The 20,325-nt window shown below is 73.8% G+C and carries 12 protein-coding genes; 2 read left to right on the top strand and 10 right to left on the bottom strand.

Going from position 1 to position 20,325, the window contains the following annotated elements; all coding sequences use genetic code 11:
• Positions 1–94: 94 nt before the first annotated feature.
• The 9 genes from ACFWEJ_RS14555 to ACFWEJ_RS14515 form a co-directional block, all read right to left on the bottom strand.
• A complete protein-coding gene (locus ACFWEJ_RS14555; RefSeq protein ID WP_377229916.1) occupies positions 95–514 on the bottom strand; it encodes a rhodanese-like domain-containing protein in 420 nt (139 codons plus the stop codon).
• 95 nt (positions 515–609) lie between these two features.
• Positions 610–1,614, bottom strand: a complete 1,005-nt coding sequence (locus tag ACFWEJ_RS14550; protein WP_377229915.1) for an isopenicillin N synthase family dioxygenase — start codon at positions 1,612–1,614, stop codon at positions 610–612.
• A gap of 287 nt (positions 1,615–1,901) precedes the next feature.
• Positions 1,902–2,582: a hypothetical protein gene (locus ACFWEJ_RS14545; RefSeq protein ID WP_377229914.1), complete on the bottom strand. Its 681-nt coding sequence runs from the start codon at positions 2,580–2,582 to the stop codon at positions 1,902–1,904.
• A 104-nt stretch (positions 2,583–2,686) separates the two neighbouring features.
• Positions 2,687–6,151 carry a S8 family serine peptidase gene (locus ACFWEJ_RS14540; RefSeq protein WP_377229913.1) on the bottom strand — a complete coding sequence of 1,155 codons (3,465 nt, stop codon included), beginning with the start codon at positions 6,149–6,151 and terminating at the stop codon, positions 2,687–2,689.
• 96 nt (positions 6,152–6,247) lie between these two features.
• Positions 6,248–9,625, bottom strand: coding sequence for a S8 family serine peptidase (locus tag ACFWEJ_RS14535; protein ID WP_377229912.1), 3,378 nt, complete (start codon positions 9,623–9,625; stop codon positions 6,248–6,250).
• Positions 9,626–9,711: 86 nt separating this feature from the next.
• Entirely contained in the window at positions 9,712–12,345 is a 2,634-nt protein-coding gene (locus ACFWEJ_RS14530) for a dipeptide ABC transporter ATP-binding protein (RefSeq protein ID WP_377229911.1), read from the bottom strand.
• Positions 12,342–13,289, bottom strand: a complete 948-nt coding sequence (locus ACFWEJ_RS14525; RefSeq protein ID WP_377229910.1) for an ABC transporter permease — start codon at positions 13,287–13,289, stop codon at positions 12,342–12,344. The genes ACFWEJ_RS14530 and ACFWEJ_RS14525 overlap by 4 nt, the downstream gene beginning before the upstream one ends.
• A gap of 24 nt (positions 13,290–13,313) precedes the next feature.
• The gene (locus ACFWEJ_RS14520; protein ID WP_377229909.1) at positions 13,314–14,834 is read right to left on the bottom strand and encodes an ABC transporter substrate-binding protein; all 1,521 of its coding nucleotides are present in this window, start codon (positions 14,832–14,834) and stop codon (positions 13,314–13,316) included.
• 35 nt (positions 14,835–14,869) lie between these two features.
• Positions 14,870–16,135 carry an ATP-binding protein gene (locus ACFWEJ_RS14515; RefSeq protein ID WP_377229908.1) on the bottom strand — a complete coding sequence of 422 codons (1,266 nt, stop codon included), beginning with the start codon at positions 16,133–16,135 and terminating at the stop codon, positions 14,870–14,872.
• A gap of 127 nt (positions 16,136–16,262) precedes the next feature.
• Here ACFWEJ_RS14515 and ACFWEJ_RS14510 point away from each other — a divergent pair, with 127 nt between their 5' ends.
• Both ACFWEJ_RS14510 and ACFWEJ_RS14505 read left to right on the top strand, forming a co-directional pair.
• Positions 16,263–17,087 (top strand): exodeoxyribonuclease III, encoded by an 825-nt coding sequence (locus tag ACFWEJ_RS14510; RefSeq protein WP_377229907.1) that lies wholly within the window; start codon positions 16,263–16,265, stop codon positions 17,085–17,087.
• Positions 17,088–17,231: 144 nt separating this feature from the next.
• Complete coding sequence (locus tag ACFWEJ_RS14505) at positions 17,232–19,118, top strand: septum formation family protein (RefSeq protein ID WP_377229906.1); 1,887 nt, start codon at positions 17,232–17,234, stop codon at positions 19,116–19,118.
• Here the strand turns inward: ACFWEJ_RS14505 and ACFWEJ_RS14500 are convergent.
• Positions 19,096–20,139: an ArsR/SmtB family transcription factor gene (locus ACFWEJ_RS14500; protein ID WP_377229905.1), complete on the bottom strand. Its 1,044-nt coding sequence runs from the start codon at positions 20,137–20,139 to the stop codon at positions 19,096–19,098. The genes ACFWEJ_RS14505 and ACFWEJ_RS14500 overlap by 23 nt on opposite strands.
• Positions 20,140–20,325 lie beyond the last annotated feature (186 nt).

Genomic DNA, 20,325 nt, shown 5'->3' with positions numbered 1-20,325 from the left:
CTTCTACCCCGTCATCAGGCCCGGAATCGGGGCGGATACGGGCCCAATGACGGGGTAGAAGCGCACTTCGCACGTGACACCGGCAGGCCCAGCGTCAGACCGGGGCCGTCAGCGGGTCCGTCTCCGGCTGGACCGGGCCGGCCGCCGTCTCGTAGGCGAAGCCCTCCCGGACCCAGTACTCGAAACCGCCGATCATCTCCTTGACGTCGTAGCCGAGCTTCGCGAACTCCAGGGCGGCCTTGGTCGCGCCGTTGCAGGCCGGACCCCAGCAGTACACGACCACGGGCTTCTCCCGGTCGACGGTCTGCTCGGCCCGCAGGCGCACCTTGCCGCCGGGCAGGTGCACGGCGCCGGGGACGTGGCCCTGGTCCCAGCAGGCCGGGGAGCGGACGTCGACCAGCGTGAACGGGCTGTTCGAGGCCAGCGCCGCGTGGACGTCGCTGACGTCGGTCTCGAAGGCGAGGCGCCCCGCGAAGTGGGCGACGGCGGCGGAGGTGTCCTGGGAGATCGTCATGGCCCGAGTCTGCGGACGCCCGGCTACCGGAGACAAGAGTCCGGATGCGCAGGGTTTCTGAAGCATCCGTAAGGCTGGCTACTCCGAGCGCCCGGCTACCGCCTGGGGAGCAGGTGCGGGTGCTGCGCCTCCACCACGTTCGGGTGCGCCCGCACGCGGCTCTTGAGCCAGTTGTCGCCGAACACCGCGTGCAGCGGGTTCGCGGGGTCCAGCGTGACGCCGGGCGCGGCGGCGCGGAGCGACTCCGGCAGCTCGACGTCCGGGATCGTCGCGTCGAGCGCGGGCCCGTGGAAGTACGGGATCGAGATGCGCTCGGTGCCCGCCGGCGGGGACACGACGCGGTGCAAGGTCGCCTTGAGGTAGCCGTCCGTCGCGATCTCCAGCAGCTCGCCGATGTTCACGACGAACGCCCCGGCGGGCGGGACGACGTCGAGCCACTCGCCGTCCTTCTCGACCTGGAGGCCCGCCTTGCCGTCCTCGACGGAGAGGAGCGTGAGCACCCCGAGGTCCTTGTGCGCGCCGACGCCCTGGGCGGGCGCGGCCGCCTCGACCCCCGGGTAGCGGGCGATCTTCAGGTGGGGCGAGGGCCGCTCGAAGACGGCGTCGAACGTGTCCGACGGCGCGCCGAGCGACTCGGCCCAGGCCCGCAGCAGCCGGGTCGCGACGCCGTCGAGCCGGGTCAGCCACTCCTCGGCGACCTCGCGCAGGGCCGGGAGCGCCTCGGGCCAGAGGTTCGGGCCCTCCAGGACCCAGTAGTCGGGGACGCCGGGTCCGGCGGGCACCGCCGGCCGCTCGGCGCCGATGTCGATCTGCTCGCGCTGGTCCACGCGGCCGAGCGTGCGTTCGCCGCCCATCCGCGTCCAGCCGCGGAAGTGGGGGCTGTGGACGTTCTCGATCGCGCGCTTCTGCTCCTCGGGGAGCGCGAAGAACTCGCGGGCGGTGGCGTACGCGCGGTCGATCAGGTCGCGCGGGACACCGTGGCCGACCAGGGAGAAGAAGCCGACCTCGTGGGTGGCGCGCCGCAGCTCGTCGCGGAAACGGGCCTGGTCGTCGCGGTCGCCGTCGAGCAGCGAGAGGTCCAGTACGGGGATGCCGGGCATGGTGAGGGTCCTTTCGAGGGTGCCGGGTGGGTGCGCCGACGGCGACCGCCCCGGCATCCACCGACACCTCCGCCAGGTGCTCCCGGCCTCCGGACGGAGGAGTGCGGGAGCCCGGCGCGTGCGCACGGGGATGCGATGTGAGCAGGAGCTGCTGTCGGCGGCGCGAGGAGACGCGCCAGGGGGTCGCCCGGTGGGCGACCGCTCAGCGGCGACAGCAGGTACAGAGGAAGGTGCTCACGATGTGAGACACGGTAGCACCCGGACCCGCGGAACGGCAGGGGTCCGCCTCAGTCGGTCACGACCTCGCGCAGGAACCGGACGACCCGGCGGGCCCGGAACATCAGCGCGTACCCGATCGCGATCACGTGGCCCACCACGCGCATCGTCTCGTTCACGGCGCCCTCGAGCAGGGTGTCCTCGTCGTCGACCACGCCGTCCCGCGCCGAGCGCAGGCTCAGGATCTTGGCCCGGTCGTCGGGGCCCAGCTCCTCCAGCAGCTTCGGCACCGCGGAGAGCGACTGCGCGAACGGCGCGTTGCGTTCGAGCACGGGCTTGATGATGTCCTCGGGTTCGAGGAACTTTCCGGCGATGATCACGACGGCAACGATCGAACGGCGTCGGGCGTACTCCGCGAGCACCGCGCCCGCGCCGGCGGACGCGCCCATGAGGGCCACCCGCTCGCCCCGCTGCTCGAACTGCTCGACCAGGGCGTCGAGGCGGTCCAGCCGCTCCTCGAACGACGCGTCCGACGACCAGCGCACCCGGAACATCGTGGTGCGCACACCCAAAGCGCGCCAGGTCCGGAGCGCCTCGCGCTGGAGGTGCACCAGCGGCGGCATGCGGTCGCCGAGCCCGGGGACGTAGATCAGGCGGATCGGCGGCTTGCCGTGGTGGGTCGCCCGGGCGCCGGGGAGGCCGTCGTCGGGCGCGGGCAGGTCGCCGTCGCCGCTGGTCACGTGCTCGCTCATCTCGCGCAGGAGGCTACACCGGCGCGGGGCTCAGCACGTGTCAGACGTACAGGTCACCCGGGGGACCTGTACGTCCGACACGTGCGCGTGGGTGGGGCGGTGGGTCAGCGGACGGCGTACGCGCGCGTCACCGTCTGCTTCACAGTGCCGCCCGACGCGTCCCGCGCCTCGACCCGGAGCGACACGTGCTCGGTGCCGCGAGGCGCCCGCACCGTCCCGGTGAACTTCCCCGGCCGCCGGTCGGTGAGGGGCACGGCGTGCCAGGTCGCGCCGTCGTCCGCGGACCACCACAGACGGGCGGACGTGACCCGGTTCTTGGCGGACCGGCCGTCCGGGGTGCCGGCCGTGACGCCGTCCGGAGCGCCGGCCGGGTGCCCGGCCGTGAGCGTAACCCGCGTGCTGCGGGGTGCCGCGTTGTGCGCGTCGAGGCCCTTGACCGCGTAGCCGACGTCGAGCACGGCCGGGCCGGTGGCGGCACCCGGCATCGCGCGGAACCGCCACTCGGTGCTGGTCCGCGTGGACCGCTCCCACCAGGACGACTCCTGGCTCGCGTCGAGGACCACGCGGTGCGCGGCGCCGCCCGCGGGGAGCGCCACCTCGGCCGAGGACCGCTTCTGGTCGAGCACGGCCTCGCCGTCCTGCCAGACCCGCAGGCGCGTGCTCTGCCCGCCGAAGGACTCGAACGGGTGCCCCTCGGCGTCGCTCCAGGGCACGAGGCGGAGGCCGAGCGTGTCGTCCGTGACCGTGAACGCGCCGGACCCCGCCCGCGTGCTCAGGACGGCGCCGCCCACCGTGGTCCGGGCCTTCTCCCGCGGCGCGTAGGTGCGCGCCACGGCGTCGAAGTAGCCCTGCTGCGGGTCGTCCGCCGAGCCCGTGTACACCTGGTGGCCCCAGGCGACGCCGTTCGCGCTCAGGTACTCGGTGCGCCGGCCGGGGATCGTGACCGGGCTGCCCACGGCCGAGCCCCACTGGTGACCCGGCGCGGTGCCGACCCGGGCGCTCTCGGCGTGGTGGTCGGCGCCGAGGGACGCGTATGTGGTCGTGACCGCGGCCGTGTCACGGGCGGTCGCCCGGAAGCGGAACGTGTCCACCACGTCCTGCGTGTACAGGAGGTCGTAGGTGTACGACGGCGCCCGGCCCGCCGCCACCGGCTGCTCCAGGACGAAGTGGGTCTGCAGGTCGTACGTGCCGACCGTGACCGGCGCGTCCGTCGGCGTCGCGTACGCCTTCGCCCCGTTCCCCACCACGGTGCCGAACCCGTACGGGTCGTCGCCCGCCGCCGTGGTCCGGGTGTCCTCCAGCGCGATCCACCGGACCGCGGCGGGCCGGTGGGTGGACACGGTGAGCTCGCGCGCCTCGCGGGCGTCGAGCACGACCGTGGTGTCGTCGGCGACGGTCACCTCCGGACGGAGCACCGCGGAGACCTCGGAGACGACGTACTCCTCGTCGGTGGTCCACAGGAAGCCCGTGACCGAGTACCGGCCCGGCGGCACCCGCAGGTCCAGGCCCTCGGGGCCGATCTCCTGGTGCTCGTCGAACAGGGTCGGGTCGTCCACGTTCACGATGCGCACGCTCGACGACCCGGTGTGCGGCTCGCCGTCGCGCCCGAGGGTCCGGACGTCCAGGTCGGCGAGGTCGGGCTCCTTGTACCAGCCGAGCGGCGTGCGGATCTCGCGGCCCTCGGGGTCCGTGGCCGTGACCGCGCCCGAGTAGCGGCGCTCGACGGCGCCGACCGTGGGGTCGACGCCGACGTCGACCGTCGCCGTGCCCCCAGCGGGCACCGTCAGGGACGCGGCGCCGAGCGTGACGGCGCCGGCGGGCAGCGGCTCGCCGTCCTGGTCCGACGCCTCGACCGCGAGGTCCAGCGTGACCGCGGCCGCGCCGAGGTTCTCGTAGGTGAGCGTCCTCGTCGAGGTGCCCTCCTGCGGGTACTCGAAGCCGCCGAACGACAGCGACGCGGGCGTCGGCACGACGGGCAGGCCGAGCGCGGCGGGCACGAGGACGCGGCCGGCGCCCTCGTCGAACGCGCCGCCGCTGGTGTGCCGGGCCGAGCCCATGAGGACCGCCTTGAGCTGCGGCCCCGTCAGCTCGGGGCGCGCCTGCTTGAGCACGGCGGCCGCGCCGGCCACGTGCGGCGCGGCCATGGAGGTGCCGCTCCAGGCCGTGTAGGGGCCGGCGTCCTCCCCCTCGTTGGTGCCGGCGGCACGGGCCGCGACGATCTCGACGCCCGGCGCCGTGATGTCCGGCTTGATGGCGTAATCCCTCAGCCGCGGCCCGCGGCTGGAGAAGTACGCGACCTGGTCGTCGTCGTCGACGGCGCCCACCGTCAGGGCCGAGTCAGCGGCCCCCGGCGGGACGACGGCGCCGTACAGGCCCTCGTTGCCCACGGCCACGACGAAGAGCGTCCCGTACCGGTCGCTCAGCGTGTCGACGGCCATCGAGAACGGGTCCGTGCCGTCGGTGTAGCGCTCGGACTCGCCGAGGCTCATGTTCACCACCTGCGCGCCGGCCTCCGCGATCCACTCCATGCCGTCGATGATCGACGACGCCTCACCGCCGCCGAAGTCGTCGAGCACCTTGCCGACCAGGAGGTCGGCGCCCGGGGCCACGCCGCGGTTGTCGCCGTCCGACGCGTCGCCCGAGCCCAGGGCGATCGAGGCCACGTGCGTGCCGTGGCCGTACCGGTCCACGGTGTCGCCGGAGCCGGTGAAGTCGCGGGCCCCGACGAGCACGTCGTCGAGGTCGGGGTGGGTCGCGTCGATGCCGGAGTCGAGCACGCCGACGGTCACCCCGTCGCCGGTGTACCCGGCGTCCCAGGCGGTCGGCGCGCCGATCTGCGGCATCGAGTCCACGTCGAGCGCCTCGACGTGGCCGTCCAGCCAGACCTTCACGGCCGGCGCGGCCGGCGCACCAGGCGCCCCGGGCGCCGCCGAACGGGCCGCCGGGGCCGGGTCCAGCGTCGCGAGCAGGTCCGCGGCCGCGGCCCGGTCCAGGTCGGCCGAGACCGCGCCGACCGACGGCAGACTCCGCTCGGGGTCGAGGCCGAGCGCCGCCCAGTCGAGCTCGTCGTGCTGCGCGAGGCGGGCCGAGACCGGGGCGCCGGTCCCGTCCGGGGTGACGGCCGCGGTGGCCGCCGCGTCCGCCACCACCGCGTCCTGCACGATGACGGGCACCGTGTCCCGGTGACCGTCGTCGTACCCGGCGGCGACGAGGCCGGTGACGTCGAACAGCGCCGGGTCCAGGCGGTCGGGCACGAGGCGCGCGACGTCGCCGGGGATCACCTGCACGCTGTCGCCCTGGACGAGCTTCTGGAAGGCGATCCCCTCGCGGCCCGCGGCGGGCCGCACCGTGACGGACCTGCGGCCGTCGGGGTACCGCCCGACGTCGACCTGGTCCCCCGTGATCAGGGTGACCGTCGCGGACGACGCCGGCGCGGCTGCCGTCCCGCCTGCCGCACCGACGTCCTGCCCGCCGGACACCGTCCCCCCGGACGACCACGCCGGTACCCCCGTACCCAGCGCGACCGCCACCGCGATCGCCGCTGCCGCTGCACCCGTTCTGGCGCGCATCTGCCTGTCTCCTTCGTGAGGACGCCGGCGGTCGAATGCCGCCTTCACGAGGGCAGACGCCGCGTACGCCCAGTTCGTTGGGGTCGCGGCGGCGGGTCAGCGGACGCCGTAGGCGCGGACCACCGTCTGCCGGATCGTCGTACCCGCCCGGTCCTTGGCCCCGACACGGAGCGAGACGTGCTCCGTACCCGCCGGGACCCGTAGGTCGGCGGCGTAGACGCCCGCGCCGGTCCGGTGCAGCGCCGCCTTGCGCCAGGTGGCACCGTCGTCCGGCGACCACCACAGCCGGGCCTCGGTGACCTTGCCGCCCGAGCTGCCGGCCTGGTGCCCGACGGTCACGGTGGCCCTGGTCCGCGCGGGTGCCGTGTTCGCCAGGTCCATGCCGTCGACATCGAGCGCGACGTCCAGCACGGGCAGGTCGACCGGATCGGCACCGAGACCCGCGGGCTCCGCGTGGAAGGTCCACTCGGTGCTCACCCTCGTGGACCGGTTCCACCAGCTCAGGTCCCGCTCACCGTCCAGGACGACGCGGTAGTCGGCTCCTCCGGCGGGGACGGGGACGTCCGCCCGGTAGCCGTCGACGTCGACCACCTGGGCGCCGTCCTGCCACACCGCCAGGTGGTCGGACAGCTCGTACCCCGAGGACGTGTGCCCGTCGGCGTCGGTCCACCCCGGGACGACCAGGGCGAGCGAGTCGCCCTGGGTCTGGAACAGGCCGTCCGCGCGGAGCCGGGCGTTGATCACCGCACGGCCGATGGTCTCCGTGACCTCCTCGCCCGGCGCGTACACGCGGCCCTCGTCGTAGAAGTACACCGCCTCGGAGCCGTCGTCCGGCACGATGCTGGAGCCACCGAACCAGCTCACGTCCGGGCTGACGTACTCGGTGCGGACACTGCCCGGGTCGACCGCCCGACGGTACTCGGGACGATTGATCCACCACCTCCCGGGGGCCTCGGCGAACCGTGAGCCCCGCACCTGGGCGCCAGGACCGAGATCGGCGTGACCGACCTGGACCGCCGCGGTGTTCTCCGACGTCGCCGCGAACGCGGGCGTCTCCACGGAGTCCTGGACGTACATCAGGTCGTACACGTACGCGGGAGCCTGCTCGCCGGTGGTCGGTGCGGCCAGGGCGAACCCCACGCTCAGGTCCAGGCCGCCCTCGGACGCCGGACCGGTCGGCGTCAGGTAGACGTCGGTGTCACCGGGAACGGTGTTGCGGCGCCCGTTGAGGTGGCCGTCGGGCACGTCGGTCCGGAAGACGCCGACGGTGACCGACTGCCGGTCCGCCGGCCGCTCGGTGGTGACGGTGACCGGCTCTGCCCGGCGCGCGTCGAGGAGCACGGTGGTGTCCGCCGTCACCTCGATCTCGGGCTCGACGGCCGTCGTCAGCTCGGTGATCTCGCCGTCCACGTCCTGCTCGTACAGGTCACCGAGGATCGAGTACGTCCCGGTCGGGACCCGCAGGGTCTTCCGGCCGCCGTCGAGCTGGACGGAGTCGTTGAGCACGGTGCCGTCGTCGACGTTCAGCACGCCCGCCTCGCCGTCGTGCGCCTCGCCGTCCCTGCCGACCGCCTCGATCGTCAGGTCGTAGCGCTCGGACTCCTTGGACCAGCCGAGGGCGGTGCGGATCTCGCCACCGCCGGCAGCGGCAGCGACGACCGCCCCGGAGGACCGCCCTGCCCCGCCGGTGGTGCGGTCCACCGTGACGTCCACGGCGGCGGTGCCCTGCGCGGGCACGGTCAACGAGGCCGCCGAGAGGGTGAGCGCACCGGCCGGCACGGGCTCGCCGTCCGGGCCGGTCGCGTCCACCTCGAGATCGAGGGTGACCTCGGCGTCCGTCGGGTTCTCGTACGTGAGGGTCCGCGTCTCGAACCCCGTCTGCGGGAACCTGAGGGTGCCGAAGGAGAGCGACGCCGGCACGGCCTCGACCCGCTGGGCCAGGGCGGCAGGCAGGTAGATCCGGCCGGCGCCCTCGTCCCAGACCGTGCCGGAGGTGGGCTCTGCCGAGCCCATGAGGATCGCCTTGATCTCCTGGCCCGTGAGCTCCGGCCGGGCCTGCTTGAGCACCGCGGCAGCGCCCGCGACGTGCGGGGCGGCCATCGACGTCCCCGAGGCGGAGACGTGGTCGTCGTCCACGACCGTGCCCATCGCCGTGCCCGCCGCCCGGGCCGCGACGACGGCGGCGCCCGGGGCGGTCACGTCCGGCTTGAGGCCGTCATCCCCGGCGCGCGGCCCGCGGCTCGAGAACCAGGTGACCTCGTCGGAGTCGTCGACAGCCCCCACCGTGAGGGCGGACGCGGCGGACCCGGGCGCGGTCACCGTCCCGTTGCCGTACTCCCCCTCGTTGCCCGCGGCGACGACGAAGAGGGTGCCGTGCTCGGCGCTCAGCGCGTCCAGGGCCAGGGACCCGGGGTCCGTCCCGTCGCTGTAGTTCCCGGGCTGGCCGAGGCTGAGGTTGACGACGTCGGCTCCCTCGCCGGCGGCCCACTCCATCCCGTCGATCATCCAGGACGTCTGGCCGTAACCGTCGTCGTCCAGGACCTTGCCGACCAGCAGGTCGGCGTCGGATGCCACGCCGCGGTTCACGCCCCCGGACGCGTCTCCGGAGCCCAGTGCGATGGAGGCGACGTGCGTGCCGTGCCCGACGCGGTCGGCGGTGCTGCCCGATCCGGTGAAGTCGCGCGCGCCGACCTGCACGTCGTCCAGGTCGGGATGGGTGGTGTCCACGCCCGTGTCGAGGACCGCCACGGTCACGCCCTCGCCCGTGTACCCGGCGGCCCAGGCCTCGGGCGCGCCGATCTGGGGCGTCGAGTCCGCGTCGAGCGCCTCGACCGGCGCGTCGAGCCAGACCTTCAGGTCGGATGCCGGGGCGGACGCCGTCCGGGCGTCCGCCCGCGGCTCCTGGAGGGCGGACAGCAGGTCGGACGCCGCTGCCCGGTCGAGGTCCGCCGCCACGGCGCCCACGGACTCCAGCTCGCGCTCGGGCTCGATGCCCAGGTCCGCCCAGTCGGGTTCGGCCGACGCCGCCCGCGCGCCCTTCGCCGCCCCGCCGGAGCCGGGCGCCGCCTGGACGATGACGGGGACGGTGCCCGAGGACTGGTCCCGCTCGGCGTCGGCCAGGCCGGTGACGTCGAACAGCGCCCGGTCCAGACGGTCCGGGACCAGCCCGGCCACGTCGGTCGGGATGACGTACAGCCGGTCGTCCACCAGCTGCTGGAGGAAGCCGACGCCCTCGCGCCCGTCCCCGTGCTCGATGCCGACCAGCCGGGGGTGACCGGCGGACCGGGTCAGGGTGACCCGGTCACCCGTGATCAGCGTGACGGTCGCCGGGGTGGACCCGCTCGTGGCCGGCGGTGAGGTCGCCGCGGACGTCGGGACTCCCGGTGGGTTCGCCGGGACCGCGGCCGAAACCGCCGCGCCCCCGCCCACCAGGACTACGGCGAGCACCGCCGCCGCACCTGTTCTGACACGCATCTGCTGTCTCCTTCGCCAGGGATGGGCGGCAGGTGCCGCCCGCAGCAGGGCAGACGAACAGGGAGGTCAGGAGGTTGTGGACGAGCTCAGCGGACGAGCAGCGGGGTCGCCGCGCGCAGGCGCCGCGTGTACTCGTGCGCCGGGTCGTCGTAGACCTGCGCGGTGGGCCCCTGCTCCACGATCAGCCCGTCGTGCATCACGGCGACCTGGTCGCAGACGTGCCGCACGACGCCGAGGTCGTGCGACACCAGCAGCAGCGTCAGCGCGTACTCGTCGGCGAGCCGCGCGAGCAGGTCCAGCACCTGCCGCCGCACGGAGACGTCGAGCGCGCTGACCGGCTCGTCCGCCACGAGGATGCGCGGCCGGCACACCAGGGCCCGCGCGATCGCGATGCGCTGCCGCTGCCCGCCCGAGAACTGGTGCGGGTACCGCTCGGCCGCGTCGAGGGGCAGGCCGACGGCGTCCAGCATCTCGCGCACCGCCTCCCGCCGGGCGGCCGGGGTCCGAGGGCCGCCGTCCCGGACGTTCGCCGGGTTGAGCAGCGGCTCCGCCACGATGTCGCCCACGGTCATGCGGGGGTCCAGGGAGCCGTACGGATCCTGGAACACGAGCTGCAGGGCGGCGCGCAGGTCGCCGAGGTCGGGCGGCGCCGTCGGCCCGCCTCCGAAGCGCGCACGGCCCGACGCCGCGGACCCCGCCGAGTCGGTGTCCGCAGGGCCGGTGTCCGCCGGGCTCAGGTCGACGCCCGCGCTGGTGAGGCGGCCCGACGTCGCCCGGTCCAGGCCGGAGATGATGCGCAGCAGCGTCGACTTGCCCGACCCGGACTCGCCCACGATGCCGAACCGCTGCCCCTCGCGGACCTCCAGCGAGACTCCCCGCAGGGCGTGCACGGTCTCGCCGCGGCTCGTGTAGGTGCGGGTCACGTCCTCGACGCGGATCAGGGGCCCGGGGTCGGACGGCGGCGGCGTGGCCGTTCCCGTCGCCGCGGCGGCCGGCGTCGCCTCGGCGGCCGCCGTCGCGGTGGTCTCCGCCGTCAGCGGTTCGAGGGCGGACGCCGCGAGCAGCCGCCGCGTGTACTCGTGCCGGGGGTGCGCGAACACCTCGGCGACCGGCCCCTCCTCCACCACGACGCCGTCGAGCAGCACCACCACCCGCTCGCACACCTGGGACACCACGGCCAGGTCGTGCGTGATGAAGAGCAGCCCGGCGCCCCGGTCGCTGACCAGCCGCGTCATGAGGTCCAGCACCTGGCGCTGGACGGTGACGTCGAGTGCCGTGGTCGGTTCGTCGGCCACGAGCACCGCCGGGTCGTTCGCCAGCGCCATCGCCAGCACCACCCGCTGCCGCTGCCCGCCGGACAGCTCGTGCGGGTACCGCCGGGCGGCGCCGTCGGGCAGGCCCACCTCGGCCAGCAGGTCCGCCGCCCTGCGCGACGCCGTCCCGTGCGGGACCCCGTGCACCGTCATCGCCTCCGCGACCTGGCGGCCCACGCGCATCAGCGGGTTGAGGGCCGTCATCGGCTCCTGGAAGACCATCGAGATCTCCCGACCGCGCAGCCGCGCCAGCGCGCGCTCGCCCCGGTCCAGGAGGTTCCCGTCCACCCCGGCGAGGCCGACGTGCCCGGTCGCCGAGACGCCGTCGGGCAGCAGGCCCAGCGCCGCGAGCGCCGTCATGGTCTTCCCCGACCCGGACTCGCCGATCAGCCCGACGCGCTCGCCCGCGGCGACCCGCAGGGTGACGTCGGTGAGCAGCGCGCGCCCGCTCTGGGTGCGGACGGTCAGCCCGCGCAGGTCGAGGGCGGGTTCCGCCGCGGCGTCGTCCAGCTCGCGGCGGACGCCGGGGGCGGCGTCGGGGCCCACGTCCGGGCCGGCGGCGACATGCTCGGCCGCGGGTCCGGTGTTCGCCAGCCGCGGGTCCAGGACGTCGCGGAGGCCGTCGCCCAGGAGGTTGAAGCCGAGCACGGCCACCGCGATGGCCACGCCCGGCACGATCGCGAGGTGGTCGGCCACGCCCAGGAACTGCTGCGACTCCTGCAGCATGCGGCCCCACGACGGCGTGGGCGGGGGCGTGCCCAGCCCCAGGAACGACAGCCCGGCCTCGGCGAGCACGGCGATCGCGAAGTTCACGGAGCACTGCACCAGCACGGTGCCGGCGATGTTGGGCAGCACGTGCCGCGCCGCGATCGCGAGGTTCCCCCGGTTCGCCGCGCGGGCGGCGAGCACGTAGTCGGAGCGCATCACCTGCAGGGTGCCGCCGCGGGCCACGCGCGCGAACGCGGGGATCGAACCGATGCCGAGCGCGACCATCGCCGTCACCGTGCCCGCGCCGTAGACCGCGCCCAGCACGATCGCGAGCAGCAGGCCGGGGAACGCGAGCAGGATGTCGCTGCCCCGCATGAGCACCGCGGCGGGCCGCCCACGGCCGGACCCCTGGAGCATCCCCGCGAGCACGCCGACCGGCACGCCGACCACGGCGGCGATCCCGACCGCCACGAGCCCGACGAGCAGCGTGATCTGCGCACCGGCCATGACCTGGGAGAACACGTCGCGGCCGAACCGGTCGGTGCCGAACCAGTGCTCGGCGCCCGGCGGCAGCAGCCGGTCCGCGCCGGCGTGCTCGGGGTCGTACGGGGTCCAGACCAGGGACACGAGCGCTGTGACCAGCACGAGCCCGACCAGCACCGCGCCGATGACGAGCTGCGGGTGCACCCGGCCCCTCATGCCGCCCTCCTCAGCCGCGGGTCCAGCAGGGTGTAGGCCAGGTCGACCAGGAAGTTCAGCAGCACCACCAGCACCACGAGCACCGCCACGATCGACTGCACGGCCAGCAGGTCGCGGTTGCCCACGGAGTCCAGCAGGAGGCTGCCGAGACCGGGCACGGCGAAGACCCGCTCGATCACCACGGCGCCGATCAGCATGGACGCGATCTGCACCCCGACGACCGTCACGATCGGCACGCCCGCGTTCCGCAGCCCGTGCCGCACCAGCGCGCCGGTGAACGTGAGCCCCTTTGCGCGGGCCGTGCGCAGGAAGTCCTCGCGCATGATCTCCAGCACGGCGCTGCGCACGTACCGCGTGATGATCGCGGCCTGCACGGAGCCCAGCGCGACCGCGGGCAGCAGCACGTGCCGCCAGAACTCGCCGAGCCCGTCGACGGGCGCCGTCCACCCGCCCGACGGCAGCCAGCCGAGCCGCACCGCGAACAGCGACACCAGCAGTACACCCACCAGGAAGTTCGGCACGGCCACCCCGACCTGGCTCACCGCGGAGAGCGTCACGCCACCCGCGTTCCGGTGCCAGACGGCGGCCAGCGTGCCCAGTGGCACCGCCACCACCAGGGCGATCAGCATGCCGAGCAGCACCAGGATGCCCGTGACCTGCACCCGGTCCGCGACGAGCGGCGTCAGGTCCTGCGACGTGACGTAGCTCGTGCCGAGGTCACCGGTGAGCAGCCCGCCGACCCAGCTCAGGTACTGGACCACCAGGGGGCCGTCCGTGCCGTGCTCGGCGCGCCAGGCCGCGAGCGCCTCCGGGGTCGCGTCGATCCCGAGGGCGACGACGGCGGGGTCGCCGGGCAGCACCCGCAGCAGCACGAAGATCGCCGCCGTCGCCACGAGCAGCGTGGCGGCGAGCTGAGCGACGTGCGACGCGAGGTGTCTGGCCACGGCGTTGTCCGGCGGCGGGCCGGATCAGCTGTCCGACCAGCGCAGGCCGGTCAGGTCCATGGACTCCGTGGTGGCGTTCGCCGCGATGCCCGTCAGGGCGGCGTCGGCCACGACCGTGTTGGGGAAGAGGAACAGGGGGTCGCTCGCGGCGTCGTCCACGATCATCCTGGCGACCTCCTGCATGCCCGCCACGTACTGGTCGGGGCTGCCCTCGTCGGCCCGCTCGGCCACCTGGGCGAGCTCCGGGTTGTCGTAGCCGATGTAGTAGTCGGGGTCGCCGAAGATCGTGAGCATGTCCCGGGCCTCGGTGTGGAGGATCACGGACATCTCGTAGTCGTGCTCGGTGAACACCTTGTCGAGCCAGACGGCGGGGAACTCGGCCGGGACGATCTTCGCGTCGATGCCGACGTCCTTGAGCTGCGAGACGACCACCTGGGCAACGGCCTCCGCGTAGGGGCGGGTCGGGACGTCGAACGTGATGCTCAGGTTCTCGGCGCCGGCCTCGGCCAGCAGCTCGCGCGCCCGGTCCGGGTCGTACGGGTAGGAGCCCGTGAGGTCCTGGTAGTAGGGGTCGGTGGGCGGCACCATCGACCCGATGAGCTGGCCGTGCCCGGCCCACGCCGTGTCCAGGACTGCCTTGCGGTCGATCGCGTACATGACCGCGCGGCGCACGTTCAGGTCGTCGAAGGGCGGCCGGGCGTTGTTCAGCGAGAGCAGCACCTCGCCCGTCGAGGTGCCGTCGATCACCTGGAGGTCCTCGTCCTGCTCCAGACCGGAGATCAGGTCCGGGGCCTGCATGTTGTACGCCATGTCGACGTCGCCGGCGCGGACGGCGTTCGCCTGCGCGTTGGCGTCGGCGAAGTAGCGCACGGTGACCTCGGTAAGCGCGGGCGCCTCGCCCCAGTAGTCGTCGCGGGCGGCGAGCGTGACGTGCTCGCCGGTCGCGACCTCCTCGACCGTGTAGGGGCCGGTGCCGACCGCCTCGGTGGCCAGGTCGACGGACAGGTCGTCGGGGAACATCGCGCCCACGGACGTGCCCATGTCGAACAGCCACGCGTTGCTGGGGTGCGCCAGCGTCACGACGACCTCGGTGTCGCTGACCGCCTCGACGCTCTCGACCACGTCCATCTTCGACTTCAGGCTCAGCGTCCAGTCGTCCTGGACCCGCCCGATCGACGACACCACGTCGTCCGCGGTGAAGGCGGAGCCGTCGGAGAACGTCACGCCGTCGTGCAGCGTGAAGGTGTACTCCGTGCGGTCCCCGTTGATCTTCCAGGACTCGGCGAGCTGCGGCTGCACCTCGCCCTCCTGGTCGATGGTCACCAGGCCCTCGTACACGTTGTTCATCAGCAGCTGGGGGATCGCGGAGCCGGACGTCGTGGTGAAGTCGAGGTTGGTCGGCTCCCCGGTCAGCCCCACGACGACGTCGGTGCGCCCCGCCGAGGCCCCCCCGGACGAGCTGCCGGCGCTGCATGCCGTGACCAGGGCCGCTGACGTGAGGACGACGACGGCGCCGAGGGCACGACGCCCGGTGAGGATCTGCACACGACCAGGGTAGTCGGGGTGAAACCGCTCGATAATCAGGGTCCGAGAAGTGCGGCGGGAATCACAGCGACGCCGTCCTGGCGGCGGTAGGCGTACTTGCCGGTGGTGATGACGGCCATGTCGGTCAGGGAGTCTCCGAGCTTCTCCTTTAGCCAAAGGAGATGCTTGACGTCCCTGTCCCCTGGCGACGCCGTGAGCTTCACCTCCAGCGCAACCAACCGACCACCCAGACCCTGGACGATGAGATCGACCTCGTGGCGGCTGTCCTGCTCCCGCAGATGGTAGACACGGGCCTCCGCATTTGGTGCGTACACCTGCACGTCGAGCGTCACGAGTGATTCGAACAGTGCACCGAGCATCGGCCCGCCACCGATGCCGGCCCGGTCACCGCGACCAGACATGAGGCCATCGGCATCCAGGTCCAGCAGATGTGCGGCCAAGGCAGGGTCGGCCAGCTGGTGCTTGTTGGCTCGACCCAGCCGAGCGAGGTGGTTCGGCACGGGCATCCAGGCCGGAGTCGGATCGAGCAGCCACAGACCGGAGAGCGCATCGCGGTAGTTGATCGTCGTCTGCTTCGTCGGCTTGTTGCCCTCGTTCGGCGTTGCCGCATCCAGGATCTCGGAGTACTTCGCCGTCGTCGAAGACGCCGCACCGTACGCGGCGAGCCAGGCTCGAAGCGCTTCTGGTCGCCGTACCGGATACCCCTGCTCGGCGAACTCACGCTGTACGACGTTGTCGATGTAGGCCCTGAGCGCCACGGCCCGGAGGCGGGCAGTGGGCAGTCGGCGGATCCCGGGGAACCCGGAGCGCACGATCTCATCGACGTAGTCCCGGAGGACGACCGTCGTCTCACCGTCAATCGAGGCGTCCCCGGCAAGCATGTCAGCAAGACTTACCGTCGGCGTGTCGATCCCCCGCTCCGACAGGCTCATCGGGCGCATGTGCTGACCGACGATCCTGCCGGCTCCCGAGTGCACAACGACGCCACGTGGGGGCGAGCTGCCCGTGATGATGAACCGGCCTTCATCGGCGCCGTCGTCCACGGCTCGTCGAATCCGGTCCCACGATTCCGGCCATCTCTGCCATTCGTCGACGAGGACTGGTCCGGGCAGGCTTCGGATCAGTTCGGGATCCGCTGCGAGGCGCCGCATGTCCTCGGGATCATCCAGCCGCAATACCGAAGTGACACGACGGAGCGCCGTCTCGGTCTTGCCCACGCCTTTGGGTCCATGGATCGACATCGCCTGCAGGTGAGGCTGCAACTCGTCCAGAAGGTTGTCGATCACACGATGCTCGTACACGCCGGCTCCTAATAGACCACACACACATCGACTACTAGACCTTACACACATGATCTACTAGACCGTGCGCACATCAGCTACTAGACCACAGACACATCGATTGCGCTCGCCGAATAGACTCGCCGGCGTGCGCCTCGCTACCTGGAACGTCAACTCGATCCGCACGCGGGTCGACCGTGTGCTCGCCTTTCTCGACCGGTCGCAGACCGACGTCCTGGCGATCCAGGAGACCAAGTGCCGGGACGACCAGTTCCCCACCGCGGCGTTCGAGGCCGCCGGGTACGAGGTGGCGCACTTCGGGCTGTCGCAGTGGAACGGTGTGGCCATCGCGTCGCGCGTCGGCCTGGACGACGTCGCCACCCAGTTCCCCGGGCAGCCCGGCTTCGCGAAGGCGGTCGCCGACGACGGCCCCGACGCCCTGGTCGACGTCGTCCCGCCGGTCGAGGCGAGGGCGATCGGCGCGACCTGCGGCGGCGTCCGCGTGTGGAGCCTCTACGTGCCGCACGGCCGGGCGCTCGACGACCCGCACTACGCCTACAAGCTGGCCTGGCTGGAGTCCCTGCGGACCGCCGCGAGGACCTGGGCGGACGCCGGCGACGCCGTCGCGCTCACGGGGGACTGGAACGTGATCCCGCTGGACACCGACGTCTACGACGCCGCCGACTTCGCCGGCAAGACCCACGTGTCCCCGCCGGAGCGGGCTGCGTTCGAGGCCTTCGGCGACGCCGGGTACACGGAGCTGACCCGCAAGTTCCTCCCGGAGGAGCACACGTACACCTACTGGGACTACCAGCAGCTCGCGTTCCCCCGGAACAAGGGGCTGCGCATCGACTTCTGCTGGGCCTCGCCCGCGCTCGCCGGACGCGCGTCCGGCGCCGTGATCGACCGCGACGAGCGCAAGGGGAAGGGCGCGTCGGACCACGTCCCCGTGATTGTCGACCTGACCGATTGATCCGTCCTGTGACGGCCGTGATGTGGGCAGGTTCCACCCCCGATGGGGAAATCCTCGGGTGAAGTTGTCCCCAAATCGAGTGCGGTCGAAACGGTTGCCGTTCCGGTAGCGGGGTCGTTACAGAATGTCGGTAAGTTAACCTGCATGACGTCGACGCCCGACCAGACCCCGGCCGCCACTGAAGTCGCCGAGATCCCCGTCTCGGATCCTGTTGCGAAGGCGTCCCCGGTCGAGTCGGAGCCGGATCGCGCGCCCGCCGGCCTCGGCGGCAAGGACGACGGCGAGGGCGACGCGGAGGCCGCGGAACCGTCCGGCGAGGCTTCTGAGACCGCGGAACCCGAGGCCGCCGAGCCCGCGCCCACGGAGGCGGTGGACGACGCCGGCGACGAGGTCGCCGAGGCGGCTCCGGGCGCGAACGACGCCACTGCGGACGCGCCTGCCGACGGCTCGACGGGTTCGGCCGCGGACGACGCCGTCGAGGACGACGACGCCGGTGACGCCACGGCGGCGGACGACGAGCCGTCCGCCGCGAGCCCGGCCGAGCCGGAGCCGGTCACCGAGCCCGCGGCCACCACCGCACCCGAGCCGGCCGCCGTGCCGACCAGCGTGCCGGAGCCCGAGGACGTGCAGCCCGCGGAGCCCGCACCCGAGCCGTCCCCCGCGGCGGCGGACCGGGCGCGCCGGTACGAGGCGCCCACCGAGGAGATCCGCGTCGTCCCCGCCTCCGCACGACCGGCCGCGCAGTCGGCGACCCCGGCGGCGGCGTCCGCGCCTGAGGCGACGCCGGAGCCCAAGGAAGCAGCGCCCGAGGCGCCCGCCGACGCCGAGGACGCTCCCGCCGAGGCCACAAACACGGCGCCCGACGACAAGACCGCCGACAAGACCGACGACAAGGCCGACGCCGAGTCCATCGACGAGGCCGCAGACACCAAGGCACCGTCGAGCACCGCGCCGGCCGCCGACGAGACGTTCGACTTCAAGGCCCTCTCCTTCGCGGCGATCGCCGCGGCGCACAAGAAGGCGCTGGGGCCCCGCACCGTCGCGGCCGAGGACGAGGCGTCGGGGGACGACGCCGGCCAGAGCCCGGACACCCAGAGCCCCGACGCCCAGGCGTCCGCCGGCTCCCCCGCGGACGCGCCGGACGCCCCGGACGCCCCGGACGCGCCCGCCCCCGTGGCCCAGGCAGCCGAGCGGGAGGACACTCCCGCCGAGCCCGCCGCGGCGGACGACGACCCGGACGAGCCCGGGACGAGCACCCCGGCGACGGAGGACGACTTCGCCGCCGCCTCGGAGCTCTTCGCCTCCCCCGCGACCCGCACCCCGCCGGCCACCACGCCGCCCAGCCCGTTCCCGACGCCCGCGGCGCCGCAGCAGCACCCGCAGGGCGGGCCGACGCAGGCGCCGTCGGCCCCGCAGCAGCCGCCGTCGCCGTTCCCGGTGACGCCCGGGGGTTCGCCGCACTCGTTCCCGGCCGTCCACGACTACGCGCCCGAGGCGTCCTACGCGGGCTGGCGTCCGCCCGCCGAGGCCGACGAGTCCGCGAAGCGGCGGCGGTACGCCCTGATCGCCGGGGCGACGCTGGCCGTGGTGGCGGTCGTCGCGGTGATCGCCCTCATCGTGAACATGGTCGGCAGGCAGCAGTGGGAGCCCATCGAGGCGATGATCGCGGAACCCCAGGAGGTGCACCCGCTGCAGCTCGTGCTCGGCTCCTGCGTGGAGAGCGTCCCGCCGGACGGCGAGGTCTCGGAGGTCCTCGCGGTCCCGTGCGACGCCTCGCACACCGCCCAGGTGGTGGGCCGCACCGACTTCGCCGACGCCGCCGTCTGGCCGGGCCGGGACGCCGTCGACACGCGCATCGCGCAGGTCTGCGGCACCAAGCAGCTCGGCCCGAACGCGCGCACGAGCCCGGTCGCGGACTCGGTGAGCTACGTGGTCTGGGGCCCCAGCGAGGACTCGTGGGCCGACGGCGACCGGGTCGGCCTGTGCCTGGCGACCACCGCGGAGCCGATCACGCAGGATCTGCTGCAGTAGCGGTCGAGGCCGTCGGCACCCGGCCGTCGCCGCCGTCCAGCAGGGTGCGGCCCAGCGGGGTGAGCGCGTGGAGCACCGTGTTGCGCTCGCGCCCGCTGGAGACGAGCCCGGCGTTGCGCAGCACGGTGGCGTGCTCCGAGGCCGACGCCGGGGAGATCGCCAGGCGCTGCGCGAGCTCGCTCGTCGTCGCCCCCGTGCCGAGGGCCCGGAGCACCGCGGCCCGGGTGCGCCCGAGCAGCGCGGTGAGCTGCCGCCCGCCGTCGGCCTGCGCCTCGGGCCGGGTGCCGGTCCAGACCTGCTCGTGGGTGATGGGGTAGAGCAGCAGGGGCGGGAGCTCGGGGTCGGCCAGCGAGATCGGGGCCCGGTGGCAGAAGTACGACGGCACGATGAGCAGGCCGCGGCCCGCCAGGTGCACGTCCCGCTCGGCGGCGGTCGCCACGGAGAGCACGGGGTGCTCCCAGCGGATCGCGGGGTGCAGGGTGCGCAGCGCGTGCTCGGTACCGCCCTCCACCCAGGCCCGGGTGCGCGCCGTGCGGTCGACGTCGACGGCGGCGAGGATGCCGCTCCAGTACGGCCCGACCGCCTGCTCGTGGTACGAACGCATCGCCACGCCGAGCCCGCGCAGGGCGGGCGCGGACCCGTCGGCGAGGTCCCGCATCCACAGGTGCGGCCTGCGCCCGTGCGCGAGCCGCGACATGTCGCGCCGGAGCTGGTCGCGCGGCGTGGACAGCACCGCGTCGAGGCCGGTCTCGAACGCGTCGGCGCCGGGCAGGAGCGGCTCCGCCCCGGTGGCGGGCGTGAGGAAGTCCGGCGAGTACCCGCGCGGCGGCGCGAGGCGCAGCAGCATCCGCGCCGCGGGCGGCATCCCGGACAGCACGCGCTCGCGCCAGGGGTCGAACAGCGTCGTCCCCCCGCGCTGGTTCACCACGTGAGCGCTGAGCAGTGTCTCCCACAGTGGGTCCGGGCCCGGGGCGATCCGGACCCGCGCCAGGTCGTCCGAAGTGAAGTGGAACCGCAGCACCGGGCCTCCTCGACCGTCTGCCTCTCCTGATGGCTCCCGCCGGCTCGCCCCCCGCGCGCCCTGGACCGTGCCGGGCCGTGCGCGGCCGGCCGCGCACGGATTCACCCCGCACATACAGAGGGACGTACGGGATTTCCGGTTCTGGGCGATCGGGGGGCCACCTTCACAAGACCGTCACATCCGGGT

This window comes from Promicromonospora sp. NPDC060204, from assembly GCF_042728455.1.
Lineage (GTDB): Bacteria > Actinomycetota > Actinomycetes > Actinomycetales > Cellulomonadaceae > Promicromonospora.
The sequence above is the reverse complement of the archived record's forward strand: the minus strand, read 5'-3'. Positions and strand labels throughout refer to the sequence as shown.